Here is a 13,284-nt window from a genome sequence, read left to right as displayed (position 1 = left end):
GATAGAAGTGTTTTGTTCAACTTGCCAGATAGCGTTCAGGTTGCTACCCAAGTGTTCGTGGCCTTTGAAACCGATGCGAGAACCGTAGTCAGCAATCTCAGTAGCAGTTTTAGAAGTAGCTTTACCCACTTTTACTTTAGAAATTTCAACGCCGGCTTTAACTTGACCGTACAGAGTCACATCAGCCATAGCTGCAACAGGCAGAGCTGCCAAAGTCAGAGCAATCAGAGATTTTTTCATTGCTGTATTCCTTTTCTATTGTGAAGAAATAACTTAAGCAGACCGGACAATCCGCTTAGGCTTACATTATCGCTGGAATCAGCGATTCCATGACTGTTACTATAATTGCTCCTCTCTAAAAAAACAAACTTTATTCAATCCACCCCCACCACCCTTGAAACCCAGTAAAGGCAAACACAGCCTAAAAAAAGGAAATTTATTATTTAAAATCAATGATAAATTTCTTTTAAAACCAGTTGTGCATTTTTACAACACTTTATTAATTTACACATCAATCACGCTATTTTGTTGCTTTTATACCAACAATCCGTCAATTAGGCCGTCTGAAAAACGTTACCCGAAACATTCATCCACTCAGGCAGAGGCAGTTTTACCACCCCAAACTCATCAGGATAATCAACACCTGTCAAATACAGGCCGTCAGACATAAAAGTCGGAGGCGCTTTCAATCTGCTTCTTGCATGAAAGATTGACTGAAATTCATCCACACTGATCCTGCCACTTCCCACATATACCAATGCACCCATGATATTCCGCACCATATGATGCAAGAATGCATTTCCATGCAAATCAAGGCACAAATAATGAGGAGTCCCACTAATACTTGCCCTATATAGCGTTTTTATAGGCGATTTTGCCTGGCACTCAGCCGCACGAAAACTGGAGAAGTCATGTTCACCCTCCAATAAAGCAGCAGCCTGCCTCATTAAATTTAAATCTAATTTCAAATGCGTCCACCCCACCCTGCCGACCAACAACGGAGAGCGAACCGGAGATGACTCCAGCAAATAACGGTAATGCCGACCATAAGCATCAAATCGGGCATTGAAATGCGGTGCAACTTTTTGCGCAAACAATACAGCCACACCGTCAGGCAAATGCGCATTGACTCCACGCACCCACGCTTGCTCCGGACGGCTTACAGATGTATCAAAGTGTACAACCTGAGCTGTCGCATGCACGCCCGTATCCGTCCTTCCCGCAACAATCGTATTAATCCGCTCTCCTGCTATTGAAGTTAATGCCTGCTCTAAGGCCGTCTGAACAGTCGGCAAATCTCCTGCCTGTTTTTGCCAGCCATAAAAACGGCTTCCGTCATAAGAGAGGGTTAAAGCCCAACGCTGAACGGAACGTCCTGTTGTATTCGTTTGTTCGGTCATTTTTGATACTTCTTATAAATTGATATTGTTATCCACGCTCAAATAACAAATATTAAAAGGCGTGATCATCACACGCCTCTCATCATATATTTCAGACGGCCTTTATCTTCGCCCACCATATAGAACTGCCATGCAATACTGTCATATCTAAAAATGGATTCGGCCCAAATCTCATCTTTTAATTTACCATAAAAAAGATGCCGTCTGAAACGGCATCTTCATTTGACTGACACTTATGCGCCAAGTTCTTTCATCAGTTTTTGGGCTTTATATAGAATATCGCCTTCAGCTTCTTCAATCAGCCCTTGCAATGTTTCTCGGGCTGCCTCAGGATCACCAATCTCGATATACATCTTAGCCAAATCATATTTAGCCTCGAGCGGAGCAGTCATACCGACTGATTCTGAAACAAAGCCTCTTTCGCTATTGCTTTTATCGGCAGCCACTGAAACATCTTCAGCCTCCCATTCCAATGCACCTTCTTCAATCACAAACTCGGAAGCAGCTTCTTCCTTCTCTGCTTCTTCTTTGGTTTCTTGAATTTGCACGTCCTGATCTTGCTTGACATCAAATGGCAGCACATGGTCGTCTGAATTTTCAGGCGTTTCTACTGTAAACTCTAGCGGCTCTTCATTTCGCTCAGGCATAACAACAGATACCGGCTGATACGGATTTTCCGGCTCAGGTTCGTACACGCTTTCTGTTGACTCGATATTGTCCCAATCCGCATGACGACGTTGCTCTGTTTCTGCATCATGCGTTACTGCACTGGAAAGAATGCCTGTCTGACTATGGTCAATCTTACCCAAGTCGAGTTTGACATCGTCAACATTGGAAGATTCTTCTACTTCATTGATAACGACATCATCTTCAAAATCATCTTCGACAAGCAAACCTTCTTGAGTTTTTTCAGACGGCGTTACTTTGCTTGCGGCAACCGCAGCAGCAGCTGAAGCAGCAGCACTTTTCTGTACAGGCTTTTCTTCATCCTTACGACTTGCAGGCGCGGCTTTCGGCTCATCTTTACGTTTACCGGCAGCTCTCAACAACAACCAAGCAGCAATAAGGGCTGCGCCGCCTGCCAACAACCATTTCCACAAATTGCCGTCTGATTCATTTTCTGCCGGCTCTGCAGCAGAATCAGTCGTAGCAACAGGTTCTGAAGCCAATACATTCTCTTGGTTATCGGAAGCCATAACATCTTGAACATCGGAAGCAGGAGCTGCTGATGCTGCATTCTCATTGACAGCCGCAGATGCTGCTTGCTCTGTTTGCGCAGCTGAAGCTTGTTTCACTTCTTCCTGTTGCTGAGGATTTGCGCCGGCATCTTTAACCTGAGTTTCAGTCTGAGCATCAGGCTGAGTAACAGGTTTTTCTGTTTTAGCTTCTGTTGTATTGGCGGCTTCATTGCCTTTTTCCGGCGCCGTATCGGCTTTAACAGGCGCAGATGCAGCCAAGCGTTGCAATTCGCTACGATTTGGAATATTCAGTACTTTACCTGCCAACATACGGTTGGCATTGTTATCGATAAACACATCCGGATTGGCATTTACCAAAGCCTGAATGGTTTGATCCAAGGTCATACCCTGCGGACGGATGCTGGACGCGATGGCAATCAGGGTTTCACCCGTACGTACCAAATGCTGCCTGCCTGAACGTACGGCCGTATCGTTTTTAACGGAGGCTGTCTGAACTTGTTTTTTCTCAGCCTTACGTTGCGCATCTTTACGCACTTGAGCTACCTGATTGCCTGCTGCTTTATTGTTTTTTGTTACAGGCTGTTGGACATTGCGCGTCGGCTCGAAGGATTGAGATTCGGCAGCCTGACGGGTGCGGACGGATGCCGCATCTTTAGCGTCGTATCCGGCCGGATCGATGATGGCAGTGTATTCACGCGATTGCGCGCCAACACCTACTTGGAAAACCAAAACAGGATCTTTAATGGCTTTGGAAGAACGAATCGTAACGACCGCCTTATCGCCTGATTTGCGTACTGCCGCGCGCAAATTGCCATTTGAAATAGTGGCCTTGCCGCCGTTAAGCAGGGCCTGGGCTTCCTCGCCTGTTACGGTAATACTGCCTGTAAAAGGTTCGCCCAGATGAGATTGGACATTCAAGCCGCCCAAACCTGCTGAAGCACTGAGCGATGTCATTAAAGCGATCGAAGCTGTAATTAATTTAATATTGTGATGTTTTTTCAAAACTGATCCCCTGTTCGGAAATTATGGTACTGACCAATGTGCGCGCATTTAACCATATATTTACTAGATATTACGTCATGATATATTTTTAACCCATTTCTGCCAAGCAATACAGGCTATTCAGCCTGAAATTCCTTGGTAAATCTATTACTTTTGCATGCTTGTGTTTCTTTTTTACAAATTTCTCCGACCCAAAACAAATATTTTATATAAATATATGCGGCATTAAAGTCATGAGGGAAGGTGCAAAAAAACACATCTGCCTGTATGATTAGCATTTACTCAATTAGTTTCATCATTAACATATGAAAGTTTTGAGCGACTTATTCGCCGTATTCTTATTTTTCATTACATACATCATCACCAAAGACATGATTGCCGCAACGGCTGTTGCGGTTGTAGTCGGCATTGCCCAAGCTGCACTGACCTTTTGGAAACACCACAAGCTGGACACCATGCAATGGATCAGCCTGATTTTGATTGTCTTTTTTGGCGGTGCAACGATTTTACTGAAAGACAACCGCTTCATCATGTGGAAACCGACCGTTCTGTTTTGGATCGGCGCGATCGTCATGCTGTTTAGTCATCTTGCCGGTAAAAACGGGCTAAAAGCCGTGATGGGTAAAGAAATGCAGCTTCCTGATTTTGTATGGACGCGCCTGACTTATGCATGGATTGGCTTCCTGATTTTTATGGGTGCGGCCAACCTCTTTGTCTTTACGTATTTTCCAGACCAATGGGTCAATTACAAACTGTTCGGCACATTGGGTTTCACAATCATTTTTTCCATCGCACAGGGTATGTATCTGATGCGTTTCCAGCCTAAGGAGGATCAATAATGGAATATTTCATGCTTTTGGCCACTGATGCCGAAGATGTCCACGAAGCACGCATGGCGGCCCGCCCTGCTCATTTGGCACGCTTGGAAGAATTGAAAGCGCAAGGCCGTCTGCTGACTGCAGGCCCCAATCCTTTACCAGATAATCCGGAACGCGTCTCCGGCAGCCTGATTGTGGCTCAATTTGAGTCTTTGGACGCCGCACAAGAATGGGCAGAACAAGACCCTTACGTCGATGCCGGCGTATACGCAGAAGTATTGATTAAACCCTTTAAAGCCGTGTTCAAATGAGCAATATGCGTCAAATGATTGAGGAACGCCTGCGGACGCTTGAGCCTGAGTTCTTCGATTTTGAAGATGAAAGCCATCTGCATGCCGGCCATGCCGGTAATAAAGGCGGCGGGCATTATGCGATATTGGTGGTCAGCAACGCATTTGAAAACATTAGCCGCCTCGAGCGGCAACGTATGATTAAGCAGCTTTTACAAGACTTGTTTTCAGACGGCCTGATTCATGCACTCAGTATCAAAGCGGCCACGCCGGACGAATACTTCCATTAAGATTACTGCCCGAACTTTGATTTCCAATCATTAATTTATTTTTAATCATTAATTTAAACGAGAAACACGATGAAAAAAACCTACTTTGCTTCAGCCTTGATGCTTGCCCTGACTACCGGCACCCTGTTTGCCCAAACTTTGGTTACCGTCAACGGTCAAGCCATCGACAGCAGCGTTATCGATGACCAAGTTGCTTCCGTACGCGCCAGCAACCCGAACGTTCAAGACACTCCTGAATTGCGTCAAATGCTGACTGAACGCCAAGTTATCAGCACTGTTGTTACCCAAGAAGCTAAAAAATTAAAACTGGATCAAAGCGCTGAATTCAAAACTGCATTGGAGCAAGCGCGTGCCGATGCCGCCAAGCAAGGTGCAGATAAAAAAGCCACATTCAAAACCGAATGGGCAGTTTTCGAAAATGATTTGTTAGGCCAAGCCTTCGCAGCGCATATCGTCCGTCAATATCCTGTCCAAGAAAAAGATGTCAAAGCCGCTTACAACGACTTCAGCAACTTCTATAAAGGTACTCAGGAAGTCCAACTGGGCGAAATCGTGACCGACAGCAGCAGCAACGCCCAAAAAGCCATTGCCGATTTGGACGCGAAAAAAAGCTTTGCTTCGGTATTGAACCAATATTCAATTGATGAAGCAGCCAAAAAAGCCGGCGGCATCCCTAAAGCTTATGTTCCGCTCAAAGATTTACAAGAATCAGCACCTCCGCTTTATGCAGCCGTCAAAGACCTGAAAAAAGGCGCGCACACTAAAACGCCGCTACAAAACGGTAATCTGTATGCCGTCTTCTATGTCAATGACCGCCGTAACGTTACCGTACCTTCTTACGAAGCCTCTAAAAACGAGATTGGCAGCGATTTACAGGGTGCCCGTGTCAATGCGGCCATTCAATCATTGCTGAAAAAAGCCAGCATCAAAGTCAACAAGTAATATAACGTGCCCGCCGTTTATAGCGGCGGGCAATAAGGAATCCACATGAACATCAAGCCCAAAACTGCCGTTTTGGCCATCCTTACCCTGTCAACGATCGGTTTGGCAACCGCCAAAGCGCCTGATATCGATCCTGCCCGCATCGACAGCATGGTTGCCGAAGTATTGAGACAGGCCGACCAGCATCCCAACCAGACTGCCAAACCCGATGGTCAGGCAATCCGCAAAGATGTGGTTACACGCTTGCAGACTTTGGAAATCTTGAAAAATGAAGCCTTCAAAGCTGGTTTGGACAAAGATACGGAAGTGCAGAATCAGTTCAAAAACGTTGAAGCTGAGTTCTATGCCAACCAATACGCCACTTATCTAGAACGTCAAACCGCAGTTGACGATGCCGAGTTGCGCCGTTTCTACGACCAGCAAACACGCATTATCAAGCTGCAACAAGTCAGCTTTGCCTCAGCCGACGAAGTACGCGCCGCGCAAGAACTGCTGCTCAAAGGCTTGTCATTCGAAGAGCTGATGAAGCGCTATCCTAACCCAGAACAAGAATTTGATGGCTTCATTTCTCCGCAACAGCTTCCTCCCCAACTGGCCGTTGCTTTTGCCGACATGACCCGGGGCGACGTAACGCATGAGCCGATTCAGATGGAAAACCGTTTTTATCTGTTCAAACTCAGCGCGGTAGAGCATGATCCGAATGCCGAACCTTTCGAGCTGGTACGCAACCAAATTGCCCAAGCAGTTAAACGGCAAAAAGTTAATAATCAGATCGAACGCATCTTAAAAGAAAACGGCATTAATCCGTAAATTGATTCAATGGTTTCAGGCCGTCTGAAACCATACTCCAACCCAAAGGGCGTGTCTTTTACGCCCTTTTTCACAAACTTCTTTTATTCAAAACATCATGCGCGCCGTTATTCAAAAAGTTACCCAAGCCAAAGTTGACGTTTTGTCCGAAAACTCCCGCGAAACCTGCGGAAAAATCGACAACGGATTTATGATATTGCTCGGCGTTACCCACGCCGACACGGAAGCAGACGCCAAATACATTGCGGACAAAACCGCCAACCTGCGTATCTTTGAAGACGAAAACGGCAAATTAAATTTATCGCTCAAAGATGTCGGCGGCTCGATATTACTGGTTTCCCAGTTTACCCTTTACGCCGATGCGCGCAGCGGCCGCCGTCCGTCCTTCTCCAATGCCGCCCCTGCTGAACAAGCGGATAAAATCTATCAATACACCGCACAACTTTTGCGCGAACATGGACTGACTGTCGAAACCGGCAGATTCCAAACCCATATGCAGGTTTCCCTTTGCAATGACGGGCCGGTTACCTTATTGCTTGACTCGCAAAAAACATTCTAAATCCCATCGAAAAAGGCCGTCTGAAATATTTCAGACGGCCTTTTCATTTCTGTTCATCACTAAATCAAGCCTTGCGCTTTTACCCAGTTCACAATATCTGCCTCAACGGCTTCAGGCGAACCCGGATTATCGATTTTAACGCCGTACTCATCCGCACCCAGCTCTTCCAAAATCTCCAGCTGCGAATCCAGCATTCCGGCTTTCATATAATGCCCCTGACGCGACAGCATACGCTCGAGATTGATTGCTTGAGGTGGAGTCAGATGAATAAAAGCCACCTTCCCTTCCGTACCACGCAGAATATCGCGATAGTGATGCTTGAGTGCGGAACAAGTAACGATGGAATATTTTTCCCCGTTTTTTTCTTGCTCCGTCATCCAGTCACGCAAATTGCCCAGCCATGGGTAACGGTCTTCATCCGTCAGCGGAATACCGGCACCCATTTTGTCGCGGTTGGCTTGAGTATGGAAATCATCGCCTTCGGCATAGGGACATTGATCAAGATATTTTTGCAACGAGAGTGCGGCCGTGGTTTTACCGCAACCGCACACGCCCATCATGACAAAATGTGTCGTCATTTTTCTACTCCTTGTTTATCTGGATTTTAACGGCATTTGAAAACAGGCGGATTGTATTATCTCAAAAACACTATCCGCCGGCCGTTTTCGATTAAACCAAAATAAACAACACTGACGATAAAGCAAAACCGATGAGTGCGATAAGTGTTTGGTTGACCGTCCATGTCTTCAAGGTCGTCGGCACATCCATATCCAACAGACGGCCGACAAGCCAGAAGCCTGAGTCGTTAAAGTGGCTGCAACCGACGGAACCTGCCGCCGTCGCCAATACCACGCAAGTAATCTGCCAATCGCTGAAACCTGCCGCCGCAACGGCCGGTGCCATCAATGCGGCAGCGGTAGTCAGGGCAACAGTCGCAGAACCTTGCGCAATACGCAAAGCCAAAGCCACCAAGAAACATCCCAGTAAAACAGGAATACCCAAGTCCGCCATGCTGTCGGCCAAAGCCTTACCGATACCGGAAGCACGCAATACGCCGCCGAACATACCGCCTGCGCCGGTAATCAAAATAACCGAACAAACCGGACCCAATGCGCCATCAATAGTTTTCTCCAAAGCGCTGGCTTTTTCGCCACGTTTGCTACCCAATATATACAGGGCCACCAAAACAGAAATCAGCAAAGCAATCGGGGTCGAACCGAGCATTCGGGCAAACTGCACCCAGCCTTCATCCGCACTGACCATTTTCTCGCTGATCAAAGTAGATAAACCAGTATTCAAGAAAATCAACAACATAGGAATCAGCATAATGCCGATGACTGTAGATGCTTTTGCAGGCGCTTTCGGTTGGTCGTTATCTTGCGTACCGCCGCTGAGCAGATCAGGAACGGGCACATGAATGCTGCGACCCAAAACTTTACCCAATAAATAGCCGCTGAAATACCAAGTAATCAAGGTAACCGGCAAACCCAAAATCAGCAGTTGACCAATATTTGCACCATAAAATTCAGAAGCGGCAATCGGGCCGGGATGAGGCGGCAGGAAGACGTGCATGACGGAAAATGCGCCAATAGATGCCAACGCATAGGGCAAAACAGTTTGCTTCATGCGGCGTGCCGTTGCAAACACAATCGGCAACATCACCACCAAGCCGGCATCAAAGAAAATCGGAAAACCGAAAATCAAAGAAGCCACGCCTAAGGCAAACGGCGCACGTTTTTCACCAAAAATCCGAATCAGCGCATCCGCCAAAGACTGGGCACCGCCGGAAGTTTCCACCAAACGGCCGAGCATTGCGCCCAAACCGACCAGCAACGCCACGCTGCCGAGCGTGCCGCCAAAATTTTTGACCAACACATCATTAACGATACTACCCATAGGCAGGCCTGTTACGATAGCAGTCAGCAGGCTGACCAATACCAGCGTCAGCAAAGCATGAACACGCAGTTTCACAATTAAAATCAAAATCAGCAAAATTGCTGCCGCCGCAATACCGAGCAAAGTGCCGGCACTCAGCGTTTGAGTCCAACCATCCATTTTGAAGCCTTTCTCTGTAAGAAAAATACAAATTTATTAATGTTTTTTAACATATATGAATACAATAACACATTTATCCATGAAATCGTACGGCTGAATCCGGCCAAAATATAAACACCTATTTTTCCAAACTCTTTTTGTAAGATGCTTGAAAAATAAGGAGGACAAAGAAAAACAAGAACAATAAAAAGGCCGTCTGAAAAGTAGTTTATTTTCAGACGGCCTGACATTATGCTTCTCAATAAGATAGAGATAGATGGCTTTTTCAAAGATCTGAAACCAAGCCCCTCGGTTATACCTTAGTAAAAATTACCTCGTTTTCCAAACGTGATTTCGGCAATTTGGCATTAAAATCATCTTCGGCGCGATAGTCCAATGCAACAACGGCAACAGCACGATAACCTTTTTCAGCCAAACCAAATTCTTGATCCAAAACAGCCATATCCACCCCTTCCAACGGAACGACATCCACCCCCAAGGCCGCGGCGGCAAACAGGGTGAAGCCCAAATTAATATGAACTTGTCTCGACAACCATTGGGTTTCGTCTTGCATTTGCTTGCGATGGATACCCAAGAAAGTGCGGCGCGCATTATCGCCCATTTGCTTATTTTCGGCCGTAGCAAAACGTCCGTCTTTATCTTCCTGTTCTAACACGCCTGCCAAATAGTCATCATCGGCATACACCCGCGTCGCAAATACGATTACATGTGAAGCGTTGATGATTTTGGGCAGGTTGTACGGAAAATTTTCTGCAGATTTGGCTACCCGTGCTTTCCCTGCTTCATTATCCGTAATCACAAAATGCCAAGGTTGGATATTGACGCTGGAAGGACTGTAGCGCAGTGCTGCTTCGATTTGAGCAAAATCTTCGGCTGAAATTTTTTTGGAGGCATCAAAAGATTTGGTGCTGTAACGTTTTTGTACAATTTCCTGAACATTCATCATGTTGCTCCTTAAAATTTAAAACTGTCATAAACACAAAGGCCGTCTGAAAAATCCTTCAGACGGCCTTTATTCTCAAATTTCCGCCGGCGGTTGCGGTTTATCCTCATCTTCCTGCTGCGTTTTGGCCTTGGCAAAACGGCTGAACCAAATACCTGCTTCGTAGAGCAGAATCAGCGGAACGGCAAGCAGAGTTTGAGAAATTACGTCAGGTGGCGTGATGATTGCGGCCACGATAAACGCACCCACGATAACATACGGACGGGCGTTCTTAAGCTGAGCGGTCGAAACAATGCCCATTTTTGCAAGCAACACCACAACAACGGGCACTTCAAACGTCGTACCGAATGCGACAAACATGCCCAAAATAAAGGACAGGTATTTGTCGATATCGGTCGCCATATTGACGCCGACAGGGGTTACACCGGCCAAGAATTTGAAAATAACCGGAAACACCAGAAAATAGGCAAACGCCATACCGACGAAGAAAAGCGTTACACTGGACAACACCAGCGGCGTAATCAAACGTTTTTCGTTTTGGTATAAGGCCGGGGCGACAAACGCCCAGACTTGATACAGCGTGTGCGGCAAGGACAGCAGAAACGCTGCCATCAAGGTAACCTTGACCGGCACAAAAAACGGCGCGATCACATCGGTCGCAATCATGCTGGTATCTTTAGGCAGATTGGCCATCAATGGTTCGGCAACAAAAGTATAGAGCTGCTGGGCAAACGGCATCATGCCCAAGAAGCAGACGACGATGCCGATGACGATCCACATCATGCGGCGGCGCAGCTCGAGAAGATGCTCGATAAGCGGTTGGACGGGTTGTTCGTGTTGAGGTTCGGACACCGGTTGACTCACTTTTTACTTACGGACGCGCAGTTTGGGTTTGGCGTGGAATTTCGGGCGCATATCGCGTTTGCGGCTCATCGCCTGCTTACGCAGAGATGTCGTATGCAGCGGAGGAACATCGGCAACAGGAGCTTCGACATAGCTGATTTCAACCGCCGGAGCGGGGGAAACCGATGCGGTCAAATACTCACGCCAAGCGCGGTCTTGCTCGGACTCGGCATTTTCAGCCCCGGCAGGCTCTTGGGTTTGCGCTGCCCCACCCTCTTCAGAAACTTGGGCCGCACTTTCATTTTCAGTGCTGCTTGGCACCAAATCAGGCAGAGGATTACCGAACTCGTCCACACCAAAATCAGCTGGCGTTTTTTGTTCGGGCAGGCGCTCCCAAGGCTTGAGGCCGTCTGAAATATCATTCAGATTTTTTTGTGCATCGTCGCCCAAGTCTTTGATACCGTCGCGAAACTCCGAAGCGGCGGCTTCAAATTCCTGCTTGACTTTGCGCAATTCGTCCAACTCAGCCTGAGTATTGAGCTCCTGCTTGACGTTGTTGACGAAGCCTTGCAATTTACCGACCAAACGCCCGGCCGTGCGCGCGGCTTGCGGCAGACGTTCGGGGCCTAACACTATCAGGGCGACAACGCCGACCAGCAGCAATTCGCCCAAACCGAAATCAAACATGGATTATGCTTTGTCTTCGTCTTTTTTGTGTTCGATGACTTCGTCTTTTTTGGCATCTTTGCCGTCTGTACCTTCGTTCAGGCCTTGTTTGAAGTCATGCACTGCACCGCCGAGGTCTTTGCCGACGTTGCGCAATTTTTTGGTACCGAATACCAAAACGACGATAATCAGTACGATAATCCAGTGCCAAAGAGAGAAGCTACCCATGATAAATCCTTGAATTTGTTTAATTTAAAAAGAGATAATAATTATGCGGGCGTACCCATGATATGGATATGCAGGTGGAAGACTTCCTGTCCGCCGCCTTTGCCTGTGTTGATCAGGGTTTTGAAACCGTCAGTCAAACCTGCCTCTTGGGCGATTTGAGGGACTTTCAACATCATTTTGCCCAACAGGGTTTGATGTTCGGCAGTGGCGTGTGCCAGTGAATCGAAGTGCACTTTCGGAATCAGCAGCAGATGTACCGGCGCGGCGGGACGGATGTCTTTAAAACAAAGCATCTCATCGTCTTCGTAAACGGTTTGTGCCGGAATATCTTTGGTGGCGATTTTGCAGAAAATACAATTATCCATAATGGCTCCAATGGCCGTCTGAAAACGGGTACAACGGGTTTCGCCAAACAAAGTGAAATCGTTTTTGCCCCAAGAGACGGATTCTGAAACAGGTCAAATACGGGATTGTAATATAAATTCAAGATTCTTTGCGAGAAGCTTTTTCCACCAATCCCGACAAACCTTGACGGCGCGCAAGCTCGTTGACCACATCTTCGGCGCGCAATCCGTGATGCGCCAATAAAACCATGGTGTGAAACCACAAATCCGCCACTTCGTAAACCAAATGTTCGCCACCGCCATCTTTAGAGGCCATCAAGGTTTCACCCGCTTCCTCGATGACTTTTTTCAAAATCTTGTCTTCGCCTTTGTGCAACAGTTGGGCAACGTAAGAAGCATCGGGATCGCCGCCTTTGCGCGAATCGATGACGTTTTGGATTTGGGTAAGGATGGTATCGGTCATGGTCGGTTTCTCTTATTTCTTTCAGACGGCCTTAAGGATGTTTATGTCCGTAAATCGCTTCTTCGTCTTTCAACACGGCATCCACTGTCTGCCATGCACCCTCTTGCCAAACTTTGTAAAAGCAGCTTTCACGCCCGGTATGACAGGCAATGCCGCCGTTTTGTTCAATCAACATAACCACAGCGTCGCCATCGCAATCCAGGCGCAATTCGTGTACTTTTTGCGTATGCCCGGACTCTTCGCCCTTCATCCATTGTTTTTGGCGGGAACGGCTGTAATAGTGGGCAAAACCGGTTTCTACGGTTTTTTGCAGGGCTTCGGCGTTCATCCAGGCGACCATCAGCACACGGTGTGTCTGCCAATCTTGGGCAATGGCGCAAACCAAACCTTTTTCATCAAATTTTACGGCATTCAGCAGCGTTTCGTTTATGT

The 13,284-nt window shown here is 47.1% G+C and carries 18 protein-coding genes; 6 read left to right on the top strand and 12 right to left on the bottom strand.

Features of this window, described 5'->3' with window-relative positions:
- The 3 genes from HMPREF2551_RS01675 to HMPREF2551_RS01665 all read right to left on the bottom strand — a co-directional run.
- Nucleotides 1–240: porin (locus tag HMPREF2551_RS01675; RefSeq protein WP_143128505.1), on the bottom strand; the 240-nt coding region annotated here is incomplete at its 3' end.
- Between the two features lie 314 nt (nucleotides 241–554).
- Nucleotides 555–1,400, bottom strand: a complete 846-nt coding sequence (truA, locus tag HMPREF2551_RS01670; protein WP_070836892.1) for a tRNA pseudouridine(38-40) synthase TruA — start codon at nucleotides 1,398–1,400, stop codon at nucleotides 555–557.
- 233 nt (nucleotides 1,401–1,633) lie between these two features.
- Nucleotides 1,634–3,553, bottom strand: a complete 1,920-nt coding sequence (locus tag HMPREF2551_RS01665; protein ID WP_083323091.1) for a motility hub landmark protein FimV — start codon at nucleotides 3,551–3,553, stop codon at nucleotides 1,634–1,636.
- Between the two features lie 353 nt (nucleotides 3,554–3,906).
- Between HMPREF2551_RS01665 and HMPREF2551_RS01660 the strand changes: the two genes are divergently transcribed.
- The 6 genes from HMPREF2551_RS01660 (at nucleotide 3,907) to dtd (ending at nucleotide 7,310) form a co-directional block, all read left to right on the top strand.
- Complete coding sequence (locus HMPREF2551_RS01660) at nucleotides 3,907–4,440, top strand: septation protein A (protein WP_070836890.1); 534 nt, start codon at nucleotides 3,907–3,909, stop codon at nucleotides 4,438–4,440.
- Nucleotides 4,440–4,730, top strand: a complete 291-nt coding sequence (locus HMPREF2551_RS01655; protein ID WP_004519663.1) for a YciI family protein — start codon at nucleotides 4,440–4,442, stop codon at nucleotides 4,728–4,730. The genes HMPREF2551_RS01660 and HMPREF2551_RS01655 overlap by 1 nt, the downstream gene beginning before the upstream one ends.
- Nucleotides 4,727–4,999 carry a BolA family protein gene (locus tag HMPREF2551_RS01650; RefSeq protein ID WP_070836889.1) on the top strand — a complete coding sequence of 91 codons (273 nt, stop codon included), beginning with the start codon at nucleotides 4,727–4,729 and terminating at the stop codon, nucleotides 4,997–4,999. Before HMPREF2551_RS01655 ends, HMPREF2551_RS01650 begins: the two co-directional genes overlap by 4 nt.
- Nucleotides 5,000–5,068: 69 nt before the next feature.
- Nucleotides 5,069–5,941, top strand: a complete 873-nt coding sequence (locus HMPREF2551_RS01645; RefSeq protein WP_070836888.1) for a peptidyl-prolyl cis-trans isomerase — start codon at nucleotides 5,069–5,071, stop codon at nucleotides 5,939–5,941.
- A gap of 45 nt (nucleotides 5,942–5,986) precedes the next feature.
- Nucleotides 5,987–6,751, top strand: a complete 765-nt coding sequence (locus tag HMPREF2551_RS01640) for a peptidyl-prolyl cis-trans isomerase (protein ID WP_070836887.1) — start codon at nucleotides 5,987–5,989, stop codon at nucleotides 6,749–6,751.
- Nucleotides 6,752–6,848: 97 nt separating this feature from the next.
- Nucleotides 6,849–7,310, top strand: coding sequence for a D-aminoacyl-tRNA deacylase (dtd, locus tag HMPREF2551_RS01635; protein ID WP_070836886.1), 462 nt, complete (start codon nucleotides 6,849–6,851; stop codon nucleotides 7,308–7,310).
- A gap of 59 nt (nucleotides 7,311–7,369) precedes the next feature.
- Here the strand turns inward: dtd and HMPREF2551_RS01630 are convergent, their stop codons facing one another.
- The 9 genes from HMPREF2551_RS01630 to hisI all read right to left on the bottom strand — a co-directional run bounded on the left by HMPREF2551_RS01630 (nucleotide 7,370) and on the right by hisI (nucleotide 13,282).
- Nucleotides 7,370–7,888 carry a gluconokinase, GntK/IdnK-type gene (locus tag HMPREF2551_RS01630; RefSeq protein WP_070836885.1) on the bottom strand — a complete coding sequence of 173 codons (519 nt, stop codon included), beginning with the start codon at nucleotides 7,886–7,888 and terminating at the stop codon, nucleotides 7,370–7,372.
- 91 nt (nucleotides 7,889–7,979) lie between these two features.
- Nucleotides 7,980–9,365: a GntP family permease gene (locus HMPREF2551_RS01625; protein WP_070836884.1), complete on the bottom strand. Its 1,386-nt coding sequence runs from the start codon at nucleotides 9,363–9,365 to the stop codon at nucleotides 7,980–7,982.
- Between the two features lie 292 nt (nucleotides 9,366–9,657).
- Nucleotides 9,658–10,311: an oxygen-insensitive NAD(P)H nitroreductase gene (gene nfsB / locus HMPREF2551_RS01620; RefSeq protein ID WP_283122394.1), complete on the bottom strand. Its 654-nt coding sequence runs from the start codon at nucleotides 10,309–10,311 to the stop codon at nucleotides 9,658–9,660.
- 72 nt (nucleotides 10,312–10,383) lie between these two features.
- Nucleotides 10,384–11,160, bottom strand: a complete 777-nt coding sequence (gene tatC / locus HMPREF2551_RS01615; RefSeq protein ID WP_036493177.1) for a twin-arginine translocase subunit TatC — start codon at nucleotides 11,158–11,160, stop codon at nucleotides 10,384–10,386.
- A 15-nt stretch (nucleotides 11,161–11,175) separates the two neighbouring features.
- The gene (gene tatB, locus HMPREF2551_RS01610; protein ID WP_070836882.1) at nucleotides 11,176–11,838 is read right to left on the bottom strand and encodes a Sec-independent protein translocase protein TatB; all 663 of its coding nucleotides are present in this window, start codon (nucleotides 11,836–11,838) and stop codon (nucleotides 11,176–11,178) included.
- A gap of 3 nt (nucleotides 11,839–11,841) precedes the next feature.
- Nucleotides 11,842–12,045, bottom strand: coding sequence for a Sec-independent protein translocase subunit TatA (gene tatA, locus HMPREF2551_RS01605; RefSeq protein WP_003679438.1), 204 nt, complete (start codon nucleotides 12,043–12,045; stop codon nucleotides 11,842–11,844).
- A 41-nt stretch (nucleotides 12,046–12,086) separates the two neighbouring features.
- Nucleotides 12,087–12,410 (bottom strand): histidine triad nucleotide-binding protein, encoded by a 324-nt coding sequence (locus tag HMPREF2551_RS01600; protein ID WP_004519654.1) that lies wholly within the window; start codon nucleotides 12,408–12,410, stop codon nucleotides 12,087–12,089.
- Between the two features lie 118 nt (nucleotides 12,411–12,528).
- Nucleotides 12,529–12,852, bottom strand: coding sequence for a phosphoribosyl-ATP diphosphatase (locus HMPREF2551_RS01595; RefSeq protein ID WP_003679440.1), 324 nt, complete (start codon nucleotides 12,850–12,852; stop codon nucleotides 12,529–12,531).
- Nucleotides 12,853–12,883: 31 nt separating this feature from the next.
- Nucleotides 12,884–13,282 carry a phosphoribosyl-AMP cyclohydrolase gene (gene hisI, locus HMPREF2551_RS01590; RefSeq protein ID WP_141745660.1) on the bottom strand — a complete coding sequence of 133 codons (399 nt, stop codon included), beginning with the start codon at nucleotides 13,280–13,282 and terminating at the stop codon, nucleotides 12,884–12,886.
- Between the last annotated feature and the right edge of the window lie 2 nt (nucleotides 13,283–13,284).

The organism is Neisseria sp. HMSC066H01 (genome assembly GCF_001837375.1).
Taxonomy (GTDB): Bacteria; Pseudomonadota; Gammaproteobacteria; order Burkholderiales; family Neisseriaceae; genus Neisseria.
This window is presented reverse-complemented; position numbering and strand designations above follow the sequence as displayed.